Below are 15680 nucleotides of genomic sequence, written 5' to 3' on the forward strand. Positions count from 1 at the left end.
TTCATAAATACACTCGCATAGTCACCCACAATGGTGTTAAAATTAAGGCAATATGTGAAGAGTTTTTACCGCGTTGCCTGTTTAATGACCAAAGCGAGTTTTTCTTTTATACATTGAAATAACTTGGGGTAGCTTAAATGGCGACGTGGTTGGTACGATTTTTCAGTTTCTTTCCGTTAATGTAGTGCAAGTGCGTATGATCAACATAAAAAAAGGTCTGGATTTACCATTAGATGGCGCACCTCAGCAAGTTATTCACGACGGTTCACCCGTCAAAAGAGTAGCCGTGCTAGGTGAAGAATTTATAGGTATGCGTCCAACCATGCATATTCGTATGGATGACCAAGTTAAAAAAGGCCAGGTACTTTTTGAAGACAAAAAGAACCCAGGCGTCCTGTTTACCGCACCAGCTTCTGGTGTTGTAAAAGAAATAAATCGTGGTGCTAAACGTGTGCTGCAATCTGTTGTTATTGAAGTAAACGGCAGTGAGCAAATCACCTTTGACTCTTTCTCTGAATCTGAGCTTACAAGCTTAGATCGTGAAAAAGCTAAAGAAGTACTTATTCAGTCAGGTCAATGGACAGCACTACGTGCTCGCCCATTCAGCAAAGTAGCGGCTTTGGATGCAAACCCTAGCTCTATATTTGTTACCGCTATAGACACTAACCCTCTTGCTGCAGATCCTGCAGTGATTATTGCTGAAAATGCGCAAGCGTTTGAAGCAGGCTTAGCTGTTGTATCGCGTTTGACCGATGGAAAAGTATTTGTTTGTAAGCAAGCTGGCAGCCAAATCCCTAGCTCATCTATAGCTCAAGTAGAAGTGCATGAGTTTGGTGGTGTGCATCCGGCTGGCCTTGTAGGCACTCATATTCACAACCTTGACCCTGTATCTGCTAGCAAGCAAGTTTGGCATATCGGTTACCAAGACGTTATTGCGTATGGTCACTTATTCCTTACTGGTGAAATCTACACAGATCGTGTTGTTTCTCTTGCAGGTCCTCGCGTTAAAAATCCACGTTTAGTGAAAACACAGCTAGGTGCTTCATTAGATGACTTAGTTGCAGGGGAATTAGAAGACGGTGATAACCGTGTTATTTCTGGTTCTGTACTTGCAGGTGCTACGTCGTCTGGTGTTCATGCATTCTTAGGTCGTTACCATGTTCAAGTATCTGTTTTACTTGAAGGTCGCGAAAAGGAATTGTTTGGCTGGATTGCACCAGGTAGAGATAAATTCTCTGTAACGCGTACATTCTTGTCTCACCTTACGCCGAGTCGTTTATTCAAAATGACAACGTCTACGGGTGGTTCAAAACGTGCCATGGTTCCACTTGGAAGCTACGAGCGTGTTATGCCACTTGATATTTTGCCAACGCTATTACTACGTGACTTATTGTCTCGTGATTTAGACAGTGCAATTTCATTAGGTGCGCTTGAATTAGATGAAGAAGATTTAGCGTTATGCACCTTCGTTTGTCCTGGCAAATACGAGTACGGCGCAGCCCTACGCGATTGCTTAACTACGATCGAGAAGGAAGGCTAAAATGGGTTTAAAAACTTTCTTAGAAGATATCGAACCGCATTTTGAACCAGGTGGAAAACACGAAAAATGGTACGCACTGTATGAAGCAGCCGCGACTATTTTTTACACACCAGGTTATGTAAATAAAGGTTCAACTCACGTTCGCGATAACATCGACCTAAAACGTATGATGATTTTAGTGTGGATGGCGACGTTCCCTGCCATGTTTTTTGGTATGTTCAACATCGGTCATCAAGCAGCTATGGCGCTTGGTAATGGTTTTGAGCTAGCTAACATTTGGCAAGTAGGTTTGTTCCAGCTACTAGGTGGTGATTTGACTGCCGATGCAGGTTGGGGCGCAAAAATGTTCTACGGAGCGTGTTTCTTCCTACCTATTTATGCAACAACATTTGTTGTTGGTGGTTTTTGGGAAGTGTTGTTTGCTTCTGTGCGTAAGCATGAAGTAAATGAAGGTTTCTTCGTAACATCAGTGCTATTTGCACTAATTTTGCCTGCTACAATTCCTTTATGGCAAGTTGCACTAGGTATTACTTTCGGTGTTGTAATCGCGAAAGAAATATTTGGTGGTACTGGTCGTAACTTCTTAAACCCTGCTCTTGCAGGTCGTGCGTTCTTATTCTTCGCATACCCAGCGCAAATTTCAGGTGACACAGTATGGACTGCCGTAGACTCGTTCTCTGGTGCAACTATGCTAGGTCAAGCATTTGCAGGTACGTTAGGTGGTGACTTAGGTTACGCTAACATGCAAATGTGGTGGAATGCGTTCTACGGCTTTATCCAAGGTTCTATGGGTGAAACGTCAACGCTTGCTGTACTTATTGGTGGTTTATTCTTAATTTACGTTCGCATTGCTTCGTGGCGTATTGTGCTAGGTGTATTCCTAGGTATGGTGATCACTTCATCAATACTAAACACAATTGGCTCAGAAACTAATGCAATGTTTGCTATGCCTTGGTACTGGCACATGGTACTAGGTGGCTTTGCATTTGGTATGTTCTTTATGGCAACTGACCCTGTATCTGCTGCATTTACTGATAAAGGTAAATTAGCATACGGTGCGCTCATTGGCTTTATGGTTATCATGATCCGTGTTGTTAACCCTGCATACCCTGAAGGCATCATGCTGGCAATCTTGTTTGCTAACTTGTTTGCACCATTATTCGATCACTTTGTAGTGCAAGCTAATATCAAGCGGAGGTTGGCACGTAATGTCTAGTAATAACGAATCAATTGGCAAAACGCTAGCTGTTGTTGTCTCATTATGTTTGGTGTGTGCAGTAATTGTATCGCTAACGTCAGTGCAACTTCGCCCTTTGCAAAAAGCAAACAAAGCAAAAGATATTCAAAGCAATATTTTAGCAGCCGCGGGTATTAGCAAAGTTGATAACGTTGCTGAAACGTTTGAAGCTAAAATCGAAACTCGCTTTATTGATATGCAAAGCGGTGATTTTGCAGACCCTGTAGAAGACTTTGACTTTGAAAAAAGCAAATATGATGCAGAGCTGAGCAAATCTTTAAAAGAGAATGGAATTAAGGACATCGCTGGTATACAACGTATTACTAAGCGTGCGCCTGTTTACATCTCTAAAAAAGACGATGGCTCTACAGATGCAATTATTCTTCCTATCCAGGGTTATGGTTTATGGGGTTTGATGTACGGTTTTATCTCGCTTGAAAGCGATGGCGAAACAATTAAAGACATCATCTTTTATAAGCACAACGAAACACCTGGTCTAGGTGGTGAAATTCAAAACCCACAGTGGACTGCAACGTGGGAAGGTAAAGAATTACCAATCCAGATCGTTAAAGGAACTGCGGGCGGTGATGAGCATAAAATCGATGGTCTTTCAGGTGCTACATTAACATCTAACGGTGTTGATCACGCGGTTGATTTTTGGACTGGCGAAAACGGCTTTGGCCCTTTCCTTGCTAAAGTACGTAATGGAGCATTGAAATAATGGCTGATACTAAAGAAATGAAGGCGGTCCTGTTTGGGCCAGTTTTCGCTAACAACCCAATTGCACTTCAAGTACTCGGTATTTGTTCTGCGTTGGCTGTAACGTCTAGCTTAAAAAACGCATTAATTATGTCAATCGCATTGACATTGGTAACCGCGTTTTCAAGCCTTTTTATCTCGACTATTCGTAATCACATCCCATCGTCAGTACGTATTATCGTACAAATGACGATTATTGCGTCATTAGTAATCGTAGTTGACCAAGTACTGCAGGCTTTCTCTTATGCTACGGCAAAAGAGCTTTCTGTATTCGTTGGTCTGATTATCACTAACTGTATCGTAATGGGTCGTGCTGAAGCATACGCGATGAAGTCACCACCATTAATGTCTTTCCTTGATGGTATTGGTAACGGCTTAGGTTACTCTGTAGTACTTCTTACTGTTGGTTTCATTCGTGAGCTATTCGGTAAGGGTTCACTATTCGGTGTTGATATTATTCCATTAGTACAAAATGGTGGTTGGTACCAACCTATGGGTCTATTGATCTTACCACCGAGTGCATTCTTCATTATTGGTTTATTCATTTGGGTACTTCGTACTTATAAGAAAGACCAAGTAGAAGCTAAAGCGTAAGGGGCGATAAGTGGAACATTATATTAGTTTATTTGTAAAAGCCGTTTTTATTGAAAACTTAGCTTTAGCGTTCTTCCTAGGTATGTGTACATTTTTAGCCGTGTCTAAAAAAGTAACTACATCAATTGGCCTAGGCGTAGCGGTTATTGTTGTACTTGGTATTTCTGTACCAGTTAACAACTTGGTTTACCACGCGGTATTAGCACCAGGTTCACTTGAGTGGCTTGGTTACCCAGAAGCTGATCTTAGCTTCTTACGTTTCTTAACTTTCATTGGTGTTATTGCAGCACTAGTGCAAATTCTTGAAATGGCATTAGATAAGTTCTTTCCACCATTATACAACGCATTAGGTATTTTCTTACCATTGATCACAGTTAACTGTGCAATCTTTGGTGCGGTAGCCTTCATGGTTGAGCGTAACTATAACTTCGGCGAGTCTGTTGTATATGGTATTGGCGCTGGTGTGGGCTGGGCGCTTGCAATTACATTACTTGCAGGTATCCGTGAGAAAATGAAGTATTCAGACGTACCAGATGGTTTACGTGGTTTAGGTATTACCTTTATCACTGTTGGCTTGATGGGTCTTGGCTTTATGTCATTCTCTGGTATTTCACTGTAATAATAGCGAGGTCAATCATGGATATTTTCTTAGGCGTTGGTGTTTTTATCGCTATCGTTGTAATACTAGTTTTAATCATCATTGGTGCTAAGTCTAAACTAGTTGCAAGCGGTGATATCATCATCGGTATTAATGGCGATGCAGACAAAGCCATTAAAACATCAGCAGGTAGTAAGCTATTAGGTGCACTATCTGAGTCGGGTATTTTTGTATCTTCTGCATGTGGTGGCGGTGGCTCTTGTGGTCAGTGTCGCGTTCACATTAAAGAAGGTGGCGGCGATATTCTACCGACTGAACTTGATCACATCTCTAAAGGTGAAGCCCGCGAAGGTTGTCGTTTAGCGTGTCAGGTAAATGTTAAAAATGACATGGAAATTGAACTTGAAGAGTCAATTTTCGGTGTTAAAAAATGGGACTGTGAAGTTATCTCTAACGATAACAAAGCAACTTTCATTAAAGAACTTAAGCTACAAATTCCAGATGGCGAATCAGTGCCTTTCCGTGCGGGTGGTTACATCCAAATAGAAGCACCAGCTCACCATGTTAAATACGCCGATTTCGATGTTCCTGAAGAGTATCGTGGCGACTGGAATCATTTTGGTTTCTTTGACCTGGAGTCAAAAGTAGACGAAGAAACAATTCGTGCTTACTCAATGGCTAACTACCCAGAAGAAGAAGGCATCATCATGCTTAACGTGCGTATCGCTACGCCGCCGCCAAGAAACCTAAGCCTACCTTGTGGTAAAATGTCATCGTACATTTGGTCACTTAAAGAAGGTGACAAGGTTACTATTTCAGGTCCATTTGGTGAGTTCTTCGCTAAAGAAACTGACGCTGAAATGGTATTTGTAGGTGGTGGTGCAGGTATGGCACCAATGCGTTCACATATCTTTGACCAACTTAAACGTTTAAACTCTAAGCGTAAAATGAGTTTTTGGTATGGTGCGCGTTCTAAGCGTGAAATGTTCTACGTTGAAGATTTTGACGGCCTAGCTGCTGAAAACGATAACTTCGTTTGGCATACAGCGCTTTCAGATCCACAACCTGAAGATAACTGGGAAGGCTATACTGGCTTTATCCATAACGTGTTATTTGAGAACTACCTTAAAGACCACGAAGCGCCGGAAGATTGTGAGTTCTACATGTGTGGTCCTCCAATGATGAACGCGGCAGTTATCAATATGCTTAAAGACTTAGGTGTTGAAGACGAAAATATCTTATTAGATGATTTCGGTGGCTAACACGCATATCAAAACAGATTAGTTTTGGTTAAAATATCAGCCTCGTAGCACTCTGTGTTACGAGGCTTTTTTATTCTTATTTATTAATTTTTAACCTATTAAGTAGGGTTGTTATGAACAAAGTAAATACTCCCCAGGGCATAATCGCCTTATTTATTATTACGCTGACTTTACTGTTATCTGGATGCGCAGAATCGGTCCCAAAGGAAACCTATTTAGAAGGTAAAACCATGGGGACTACCTATCATATTAAATATTATGACGAGCAAGGGGCAATGTCTGCTCTTCAAATACAAGAACAAATAGATGCTGTATTAGTCGACGTAAACCAGTCTATGTCTACATACATTAAAGACTCGGAGATAAATACATTTAATCGCTTGCCAGCAAATCAATTTATGCCGATAAGTGAAGACTTCAGAGCCGTTATAAGCGAATCCATTCGTATAGGAGAGTCTACCAATACACTCGATGTAACAATGGGACCATTGATTGATTTATGGGGATTTGGCCCTGATAAAAAGCCGACCAAACGGCCAACTGATGATGAGCTTCAGGCAATGGTTGCAAATATTGGTGTAGATAAGCTTGTATTAAATGAACAAGGTTTAGCAAAAACAGTTGATGGACTAGAACTATCATTTTCTGCAACTGCTAAAGGGTACGGCATAGACAAAGTGGCGCAATTACTAGAAAGCCACAGCATTACTAATTACATGGTTGAGATTGGCGGTGAGCTGCGTATGTCTGGCGAAAAGCCAAATGGACAAGGCTGGGTAATTGCAATAGAACAACCAGACGCAGAGCCTGGTATGCGTGAAGTACACCGCATTTTACTACCCGGCACAATGGGAATTGCTACATCTGGGGATTACCGCATCTTTTATATAATGGATGGTGAAACATACACCCATTTGATTGACCCTGTAACAGGAATGCCAATTAAGCACGACCTAGTTTCTGTAACAGTATTACACCCAAGTGCAATGACCGCAGATGGCTTAGCAACTGCTTTAACCGTTATGGGGATGGAAAAAGCACAAGCTTATGCACAAGCTAATAACTTAGCAGTGTATTTAATTGCTAAATCGCCTGATGGCTTAGTCACGTATTCAAGCCCTGCATTTGAGCCCTACTTGTAAGTGTTTAAAGCTGGTTTATTTCCATAGAGGTTGGGTATATAATATCTACTGCTCAAAAATAGTTTGGGCTTAATTTATTGCTGATCAATAGGGGCTAAGCAATGTCACTTTTTTTTCTTACTTTTGGCTTACTAATTTTAATTGTTACAGCAATGGCTGTAGGTATGATCGTGCAAAAAAAATCAATGGCGAGTAGCTGTGGTGGATTAGGTTCGGTGGGTATAGACAAAGCCTGTGATTGCGATGATCCTTGTGACAAGCGTAAAAAACGCCTAGCCAAAGAACAAGCTTGGAAAGAAAACCAAATAATTTAAATATTTTTTTAGAACAAAAAGCGCTTTTATAGCGCTTTTTTTGTGCCTGTTTTTTAGAGGGCTAATACAAGTTCAATTTAAAAAGTTCATTTTATTTAATAAGAAATAGACTAGCTTATGTATAAATTACAATTATAAAACAATAACTTAATTAGCTTCATGCTAAAGCGTTGAGTTGTTCTATGCCCAATAACATAAAGATTTATATAGTTCCTTATAGGTAGATATTTAGTAACTTAAAAGCATAGCTATTAGACTAAGGTCTATAGTTTAGTTTTTTTCATCTATCAGGTTTATTTTTATCGCTTGTGAAATTTGAGTAATAACTCTAAAGTTAATCCATAGACACGGCTAAGAGCTTAATCAGTAGCCTTAGCAAAGTAAAATGTGTTTATAGGCAATGGCCAGAATTCGTTAGTGTATAACTAACACAAAGAATCTTTATATTGTGTGTGAAGATGTTGTCAGTGTGAAAGGCAACTCAAGTTCGGTGGTGACTTAGCTTGGGTTGTTTTTATTTACCTACAATTGCCACGCAGTTAAAACCAGAATCTTTATATTGTGTGTGAAGATGTTGTCAGTGTGAAAGGCAACTCAAGTTCGGTGGTGACTTAGCTTGGGTTGTTTTTATTTTCCTACAACTGCCACGCAGTCTAAAACCAGAATCTTTATATTGTGTGTGAAGATATTATTAGTGTGTAAACGGCTTAAATTCAATTATGTTGAGTTTAAGCCGTTTTTATTTTTACTCTACCTATGCTTATTTCATCATAAAAACGCTGCAAAACGTGTAAATAATAAACTAAAACATATCAGCAATAGTATGCTTTTTGGCATTAACTAAACTTTTCTTAATTTCCATTCTTATACCTTCAGGCTTGTTTTGGCTTAGTTTAAAATTACCGCTCCAATGAATAGGTTTAAAATTTATAAAGCATAGTTGCTGGTAAAGCTGTTCACGTAACTGGATTGGTATTTCATTTAGTTGCCATTTTGGCTCAAAACTTTCTTCAAAATGCGATGTTAGTCTCTGCATAATATGATGTTTTTGATTATTACACTCAACTATTTCAACCTTGGCAAGTACCTCTAACGAGCAGTAAAGCCAGCTTGGCAGAGTTTTATTATTACTATACGAAGGAGATAGATAACAGTTTTCACCGTTAAATAATAATTTTATAGACTGCCCAGCGCAGTACGTTAGCGGGTTACTTTTTGCGACGTGTGCAATAAATACATCGCGTGAGTGTTCATATAATACAGGCACTCGACATATATTATTTAAGTCACTTTGCGAGCAAGGCATTAAAATACTCGCCAGAGGGAACTGCTCAACTAAAGTCTGCAAACGTTTAATATTATGTTCTTGAAAATGCATCGGAGGGTACATTAAAGCCTCCTCTCTAGTTGTGATTTTATATCCGGCCATTGCTCATCGACTATGCTAAATTTTGCTGTGCTTCTAAAGCTACCATCACTTAGTAATCTATCTTTATGAGCCACACCTTCAAAACGTGCACCTAAGCGCGTAATTGCATTTCGTGATTTTTTATTATTTTCGTGGGTGTTAAATGAAATTCGCACTAAACCTAGCTTTTCAAATGCGTAATTAAGTAATAAGTATTTAGCATGTGAATTTATATAAGTACGCTGCCAGTCATTACTAATAAATGTATGACCAATTTCAGCGCTTAAATTATGTGTATCTAACTTAAATAACCGTGTTGTGCCCACTACTTGCTGTGTGTTTTTATCAACAATGGCAAAAACAACTTGCTCGTTTTTATTAAATTGCGCCTGAGTTAAAAACCATTCTTTTAATATTTCAGGGCTTTTAGTGTAATTGCTTAATACCCACTGCCATACATCAGGGTGCTGGCCCGCTTTATATAATCCATTTAGGTGCTTATGGTTTAATGGCTCTAAAATGACCTTGTTTGTTTTATGTGTTTGCAGAGTAAACATTATTGGCTCCATTTTTGCAGTTTGTGAGCAACAAATATATGCTTATTTGGGTTGGTAAAAACAACCAGAATGTAACTTTTACCTATACCAGATTAAGGAAGTATATGCAGCCGTTGAGTATTGAGTTTAATGAGCAGCGCAAAGCAAAGTATTTGCAGCTAGCGCAAGCACTTCGTAGCGCAATTATTAAAGGCGATATTGCGGTAGGCACTAAGCTCAGCTCAGCCAGAAAAATGGCGCAAACCTACCAGCTAAACCGCCATACAATAATGAATGCTTTACAGCTATTAGTAGCTGAAGGCTGGGTTGAGTCTCATGAGCGCTCAGGATATAAGGTAACCCAAACCCTACCAATTCAAAGCAGTGCTAATACTAAGCAAGTACCTATTGTAACGCCTAAACCCTATAAATTTGCTAAGGAGTTAGCAGTGCCTGCGCCTGCTATGAACCTAAATGATTTCAAATATAACTTCGCAGGAGGGCTTCCTGATCTTAATTGCTTTCCATATAAACAATTTAAACGCTCTTTAAGTTATGTCTTTAATCATGCAGATACCAGTAAGTTTCACTATGGTGATATAAGCGGAGTAAGTGAGCTAAAGCAGCAAGTAAGCAGCTATTTACACAAAGCACGTAACCTTAAAGTAACTGATTTACTAATATGTAATGGCTCTCAGGAAGCATTATTTTTAATTTCAAAAGCTTTTATAAATAAAGGTGATTTTGTCGCGGCTGAGACGTTAGGTTATCCGCCAGCTCGTAAAGCTTTTGCGGCATGCGGTGCACAATTAGTAGATATAAAACAAGATGAGCATGGTCTTTGTGTTGACGATTTAAAAGCACAACTTAGTCAATACTCAATTAAAATGCTGTACTTAACTCCACTGCATCAATATCCGACAACCGTAACTTTATCGCCTACACGGCGAATGCAAATTTATCAGCTGTGTTATAAGTATGGCGTGATGATCATAGAAGATGACTACGATCATGAGTTTCACTATAAATGTCAGCCACTACAGCCTATGGCAGCAGATGACCCAGCCGGTATTGTAATTTACCTCTCTACTTTCTCTAAAATTATGTTTTCGGCAGCCCGAATAGGCTACATTTGTGCACCGCCAGAGGTTATTGCGCAGCTAAGTGCTTGGAAACAGTTAATGAATCATAAAAACGATGTTGTTATGCAATTAGCTGTAGCGCACTTTATGAAGGAAGGGAGTTTTGAGACGCACTTAAAGCGAATGACCAAGCTCTACAAGAAAAGATTCGAGGCAATGGACAACGAGTTAAGCCTTATGCTATCAAAGGGTTTACCAATAGAATATGTAAAACCAGATGGTGGTATGGCTATGTGGGTTAATTTAAACAAACCAGTGCACGGCTTAAAAAGCGCATTGCAAATGCAGGGAGTTTATATTCAAGCAGAGCCTGAATTTTATTATCAAGAAGCCGCGCGTAGCCTAATACCAAAAAAGCAAAGTTATATACGGTTGGGATTTGCAGGGCAATCAACTCATGCCGCGCGAGAAGGGCTTGAGTTAATTGCTAAACATGTTTACTAGCTTATTTAAGTAAGCTTTCGCCATCATAAAAAAGAGGCTTTAAGGTTCCACAGTTTATAAATTTGTAGGTGAGTTCGTTTTCAGGAGGAACACGCTTTGATGTGCGAACTTTCTGCATACAGGCATTAACCAAGTCCACAAAAATTAGGTGGTTGAAGCTTGGTGCTTTTTGAATTTTATGTACATAAATACGCTCTGTACCATTTAGCTCAATCATATCGTACTCATGCCATTGCGAAGATTCGCTTAGCTCATTGAGTTCTCTGGCGTACAGTTGCTTATCAAGCTCAAGTTGTTTAGCTTCATAAATTAAAGTGCCCCCTTGGCGGTAATCACCTTCGTAAATGTCGGCTGTAATTGTTATTTCATCCCCGCGCATTAAATGTTGAATATTAAACTTTTGCGGCTTAATAGTGATCATGTCGGCATTTTTCACAAAGCTTAAAAAAGCAACGTTTGAATTTTTAACTTCGTAAACAACTTGCAAGTCATGTGGCGATCTATAAGAAGGAAGATTAATAGCAAAAATAGAAGACCCTCTATTAACTAGTGCCATGGGGTGAACTGCATTGTAGCTAGGATCTAATGGTGGAAGTTCTACTTTTTCTTCTTCAGCAAACGCTGTAGTACTTAGCAAAAACAATAATAAAGTAAATATTAAACGCATAATAACCCCAATCAATTTATGAGCTTAAATTGTAGTATAAAGTTTATATAACTCATATTTTAATACGCATTAACTCCCTTAATTATTAAGCTATTTAGCTTTAATTGAGTTTAGTAGAGTGCGGGCTTTCAAATGTATATTTGCATTATCTGGGTCTGATGAATTGGTCACCCAAACAACATGCCCTTTTTCATTTATAAATAACGTAGTGGGTGTGCCGTGTATTCCTAGGTGTGTCGCAATTTTATCTGCTTGTATTGCGGTTTTAAATGTATACCCCCTATTGGTTAATGCTTTTGCGGGGGAGGCGTTGTCATCCTCCTTAAAACTAACAGCTATTACGTTTAAGCCCATATCGTGTATTTTTTGAAGGGCGGGTTGTAACTTTTTGCAATAAGGGCACCATGTAGCCCAAAAGTGCAGAATATACGGTTCGCCTAATAGGTTTCGTGTTTTTATACTTGTACCATCGGCCATGTTTAATGTTAAGGGGGGGAGTTCAGGATGGTTTGAGTCTTGAATAGATTGCTCTGCAAATATCGAAAAACTAAAAATGGTAAGTGTTATAACTATAAAAATGTGCTTCATTGTGGTGTCGTTTTTATTCTAGTTAGCAAATAAGAACGACAATATTAAGTTTTTATTTCATATTAAAAGCGTGCCGCTTGTTCAACTACAATGCCATGGCGCTGTGCAAGGCGAAGATGATCTTTATCGTAACCACCACCAATAACTGTTGCCACTGGTATGTTGTGCTCAAGGCAGCGTTTTAAAACCAAATGATCGCGTTTAGTAATCCCATCCCAACTTATATCTAATTTACCTAAGCCATCGTTTTGCCAAATATCTACACCGGCATCGTATAGTACTAAGCTTGGGTTTAGTTCTTTAAGTAGGTAGCTTAAGGTATCGTCAACTATGGCTAAGTATTCTTCATCTTGCATATGATTTGCTAAGCCAATATCTAAATCGCTAGCTGATTTCCTAAACGGGAAGTTTTTTTCGCAGTGTATTGAACAGGTATAAGCATAGGGCTGATGCGCAAGCATAGCAGCGGTGCCATCACCTTGATGTACGTCTAAATCAAAAATAAGCACATTGGTTACTTCGCCGCTATTAATCAAGGTCTGGGTGGTAAAGGCTAAGTCGTTCACCATGCAATATCCTGAGCCAAAATCAAAGTGCGCATGGTGCGTTCCTCCTGCTAGGTGACAGGCTATACCGTGTTTTAGCGCTAAACGTGCGGTTTGTAATGTACCTTGCGGTGCTGTAAAAGTGCGCGCCATTAACTGGGGTGACCAAGGTAATCCTATACGACGCATGGCTTTATCGTCTAAGCGATTGTTCCATAAATCGTGAATGTAGTTGTCGCAATGCACTAACTCTAAGGGCTCGGGAGAGCCTAAAACAGGTTGTGTGAGGTTATTACCAATTAAGCCTAGTTTTTTAACGTGTGCGTATAAATTTGCAAACTTACTCATTGCAAAGCGGTGCTTAGGATCAAAACTAAACGAGTAGTTTGGATGGTACACTAATGGTAAATGAGGGTTTAGAGTCATATTCACACAGGCTATAAAGTTTCCCCTATGGTAATCAACTCCCCTCAAAGTGTCTATTCTTGCGAGTCGTGAATAAGCATGGCTAATTCGCGGTGAAGTAATTCATCGTCCGCTAAGTTGAGTTCAATGAGCCTTTTTAGATAGGTAATGCTATCAATATCAATATGCTTACACTTTAAACCAATGTGATTGGCTTCTATATGGCAAATAGTTGTCTCCATTTTTATTTCAATTTCGCTGTCGGGTAAAATAAAATGCAGTATGGCATCATTTTCTATTTGATCATTTAACACATCACATTTACTGACTAACGCGCCGTGCAATGAAATATCAAGCAAGGTACATGGGTACTCATTTTCTTGAAAAATTATGTGCGCATCGGTTGAAAATAAAATACGTGAAAATTGACGACGTTCTTGCATGACTCTGCCTTATTGTTTTTTTAGTAATATCAATAGCATTAAATTAGTGTTCAGTAATAGTGCGAATAAAACAACTCATTAATAATCACTAAAATTACGGCATATGGTTGTTCTATGTAAATAATTTTTTATTTAGTTAGCGAGTGATTCAACATCAATCAAATGCATAATATTTTAAATAAAATTGGTATAAGCATAGCTTTAAATTACACAGTTGCTAGCAACAAACACAGATAGTTTATTTAATGCATAAAAAACCCTGCGTGAAGCAGGGTTTTAAAGGTATTTCAGTTAATTTAGCGATTAACCAATTTTTTTGTATTTTATACGTTTTGGTTGAGCTGCTTCTGCACCGTAGGTCTTTTTGAGCCACTCTTCGTATTCAGTATAGTTACCATCGAAAAAGTTAATTTGTCCTTCGTCGCGGTAATCTAAAATGTGTGTGGCAATACGATCAAGGAACCAACGGTCATGCGATATACACATTACACAGCCTGGGAATTCTAAAATAGCATTCTCAAGTGCACGAAGTGTTTCAACGTCTAGATCATTGGTTGGCTCATCCAGTAGCACTACGTTACCACCGGCTTTTAATAATTTAGCAAGGTGTAAACGGTTACGCTCACCGCCCGATAAGTCTTTTACAAACTTTTGCTGATCGTTACCTTTAAAGTTAAAACGGCTAACGTAAGCACGGCTTGGGAATTCAAAGTTACCAATTTTTAAAACGTCTTGTCCGTCAGATATTTCTTGAAAAACTGTTTTGCTTTCGTCCATATCGTCGCGGAACTGATCAACCGTTGCTAGTTGTACGGTTTCACCAACGTTAACACTACCGCTATCTGGCTGCTCTTCGCCACTTAACATTTTAAATAGTGTAGATTTACCCGCGCCGTTGGCACCAATAATGCCCACAATAGCGCCTTTAGGCATGGTAAAGCTTAAGTCGTCTATTAATACGCGGTCGCCAAAGCTTTTACGTAAGTTAGTCACTTCTAATACTTGGTCACCTAAACGTGGACCAGGTGGAATAAATAGCTCGTTTGTTTCGTTACGTTTTTGGTAATCTGATTGTTGTAGCTCGCTAAACTGCGCCATACGTGCTTTAGACTTAGCCTGACGACCTTTAGGGTTTGAACGCACCCATTCAAGTTCTTGCGCAATTGATTTTTGACGTGCTTTTTCAGATTTTTGTTCTTGCTGTAAGCGCGCGTCTTTTTGTTCAAGCCAAGAAGAGTAGTTACCTTCCCATGGAATACCTTCACCACGGTCAAGCTCTAATATCCAGCCAGCAACATTATCAAGGAAGTAACGGTCATGCGTTACTGCCACAACAGTGCCTTCGTAGTCATGTAAGAAGCGCTCTAGCCATGCAACCGACTCAGCATCCAAGTGGTTAGTTGGTTCATCAAGAATAAGCATGTCTGGTTTTTCTAGTAACAAACGACAAATAGCAACACGGCGGCGTTCACCACCTGAAAGGTGCTCAATTTTAGCATCCCACTCAGGTAAACGAAGTGCATCAGCAGCGCGTTCTAAAACGTTATCGATATTATGACCATCGTGCGCTTGAATAACTGCTTCTAATTCACCTTGTTCTTTAGCCAGTGCGTCAAAGTCAGCACCTTCCATTGCGTACTCGTTGTAAACTTCGTCAAGGCGATTAAGAGCGTGTTTTACTTCGCCAACAGCTTCTTCAACTATTTCTCGTACTGTTTTACTTTCATCTAGTACTGGCTCTTGTGGTAAGTAACCAATTTTAGTGCCAGGCTGAGGACGTGCCTCACCTTCAAAGTCTTGGTCAACACCGGCCATAATACGTAGCAATGATGATTTACCAGAACCATTTAAACCAAGCACACCAATTTTGGCGCCAGGAAAAAAGTGCAACGAAATATCTTTTAAAATTGTACGCTTAGGCGGCACAACTTTAGATACTCGACTCATCGAGAAAATAAACTTATCAGGTAAAACCATGGAGGAAAGCCTTCAAATAATAATAAAAATTTCAATGTTGTATTGTAGTTGTTGAGAGGTGAAACAGTCAACGAATGGC

16 protein-coding genes are annotated in these 15680 nt (G+C 39.5%); 9 read left to right on the plus strand and 7 right to left on the minus strand.

Annotation, left to right across the window (positions count from 1 at the left end; genetic code table 11):
* Window positions 1–196 precede the first annotated feature (196 nt).
* The 8 genes from ACFI34_RS10715 to nqrM all read left to right on the plus strand — a co-directional run bounded on the left by ACFI34_RS10715 (window position 197) and on the right by nqrM (window position 7446).
* Entirely contained in the window at window positions 197–1540 is a 1344-nt protein-coding gene (locus ACFI34_RS10715) for a Na(+)-translocating NADH-quinone reductase subunit A (protein ID WP_462673466.1), read from the plus strand.
* A 1-nt stretch (window position 1541) separates the two neighbouring features.
* Window positions 1542–2756 (plus strand): NADH:ubiquinone reductase (Na(+)-transporting) subunit B, encoded by a 1215-nt coding sequence (locus tag ACFI34_RS10720; protein ID WP_006791493.1) that lies wholly within the window; start codon window positions 1542–1544, stop codon window positions 2754–2756.
* The gene (locus ACFI34_RS10725; protein ID WP_010556997.1) at window positions 2749–3498 is read left to right on the plus strand and encodes a Na(+)-translocating NADH-quinone reductase subunit C; all 750 of its coding nucleotides are present in this window, start codon (window positions 2749–2751) and stop codon (window positions 3496–3498) included. The genes ACFI34_RS10720 and ACFI34_RS10725 overlap by 8 nt, the downstream gene beginning before the upstream one ends.
* Window positions 3498–4130, plus strand: coding sequence for an NADH:ubiquinone reductase (Na(+)-transporting) subunit D (locus ACFI34_RS10730; RefSeq protein WP_006791491.1), 633 nt, complete (start codon window positions 3498–3500; stop codon window positions 4128–4130). The genes ACFI34_RS10725 and ACFI34_RS10730 overlap by 1 nt, the downstream gene beginning before the upstream one ends.
* 10 nt (window positions 4131–4140) lie before the next feature.
* A complete protein-coding gene (gene nqrE, locus ACFI34_RS10735; protein WP_006791490.1) occupies window positions 4141–4749 on the plus strand; it encodes an NADH:ubiquinone reductase (Na(+)-transporting) subunit E in 609 nt (202 codons plus the stop codon).
* Between the two features lie 17 nt (window positions 4750–4766).
* The gene (gene nqrF / locus ACFI34_RS10740; protein ID WP_010556998.1) at window positions 4767–5990 is read left to right on the plus strand and encodes an NADH:ubiquinone reductase (Na(+)-transporting) subunit F; all 1224 of its coding nucleotides are present in this window, start codon (window positions 4767–4769) and stop codon (window positions 5988–5990) included.
* Between the two features lie 113 nt (window positions 5991–6103).
* Window positions 6104–7132, plus strand: a complete 1029-nt coding sequence (locus tag ACFI34_RS10745) for an FAD:protein FMN transferase (protein ID WP_462673467.1) — start codon at window positions 6104–6106, stop codon at window positions 7130–7132.
* Between the two features lie 101 nt (window positions 7133–7233).
* A complete protein-coding gene (gene nqrM, locus ACFI34_RS10750) occupies window positions 7234–7446 on the plus strand; it encodes a (Na+)-NQR maturation NqrM (protein WP_058404997.1) in 213 nt (70 codons plus the stop codon).
* A gap of 802 nt (window positions 7447–8248) precedes the next feature.
* Here the strand turns inward: nqrM and ACFI34_RS10755 are convergent.
* Both ACFI34_RS10755 and ACFI34_RS10760 read right to left on the minus strand, forming a co-directional pair.
* Window positions 8249–8836 carry an FMN-binding negative transcriptional regulator gene (locus tag ACFI34_RS10755; RefSeq protein WP_462673468.1) on the minus strand — a complete coding sequence of 196 codons (588 nt, stop codon included), beginning with the start codon at window positions 8834–8836 and terminating at the stop codon, window positions 8249–8251.
* The gene (locus tag ACFI34_RS10760) at window positions 8836–9411 is read right to left on the minus strand and encodes a GNAT family N-acetyltransferase (protein ID WP_462673469.1); all 576 of its coding nucleotides are present in this window, start codon (window positions 9409–9411) and stop codon (window positions 8836–8838) included. Before ACFI34_RS10760 ends, ACFI34_RS10755 begins: the two co-directional genes overlap by 1 nt.
* Window positions 9412–9515: 104 nt before the next feature.
* Between ACFI34_RS10760 and pdxR the strand changes: the two genes are divergently transcribed.
* Window positions 9516–10976, plus strand: coding sequence for a MocR-like pyridoxine biosynthesis transcription factor PdxR (gene pdxR, locus ACFI34_RS10765; RefSeq protein WP_462673470.1), 1461 nt, complete (start codon window positions 9516–9518; stop codon window positions 10974–10976).
* Window position 10977: 1 nt separating this feature from the next.
* Here pdxR and ACFI34_RS10770 read toward each other — a convergent pair whose 3' ends face one another.
* The 5 genes from ACFI34_RS10770 to ettA form a co-directional block, all read right to left on the minus strand.
* On the minus strand, window positions 10978–11643 hold the full coding sequence (locus ACFI34_RS10770; protein WP_462673471.1) for a hypothetical protein: 666 nt from the start codon (window positions 11641–11643) through the stop codon (window positions 10978–10980).
* 90 nt (window positions 11644–11733) lie between these two features.
* Window positions 11734–12231 carry a TlpA family protein disulfide reductase gene (locus ACFI34_RS10775; RefSeq protein ID WP_462673472.1) on the minus strand — a complete coding sequence of 166 codons (498 nt, stop codon included), beginning with the start codon at window positions 12229–12231 and terminating at the stop codon, window positions 11734–11736.
* A gap of 62 nt (window positions 12232–12293) precedes the next feature.
* Window positions 12294–13202, minus strand: a complete 909-nt coding sequence (locus ACFI34_RS10780) for a histone deacetylase family protein (RefSeq protein ID WP_462673473.1) — start codon at window positions 13200–13202, stop codon at window positions 12294–12296.
* Between the two features lie 53 nt (window positions 13203–13255).
* Window positions 13256–13624: a PilZ domain-containing protein gene (locus ACFI34_RS10785; RefSeq protein ID WP_462673474.1), complete on the minus strand. Its 369-nt coding sequence runs from the start codon at window positions 13622–13624 to the stop codon at window positions 13256–13258.
* 303 nt (window positions 13625–13927) lie between these two features.
* Window positions 13928–15601 carry an energy-dependent translational throttle protein EttA gene (ettA, locus tag ACFI34_RS10790; protein ID WP_006791482.1) on the minus strand — a complete coding sequence of 558 codons (1674 nt, stop codon included), beginning with the start codon at window positions 15599–15601 and terminating at the stop codon, window positions 13928–13930.
* Between the last annotated feature and the right edge of the window lie 79 nt (window positions 15602–15680).

The organism is Pseudoalteromonas sp. PSi26, assembly GCF_054960575.1.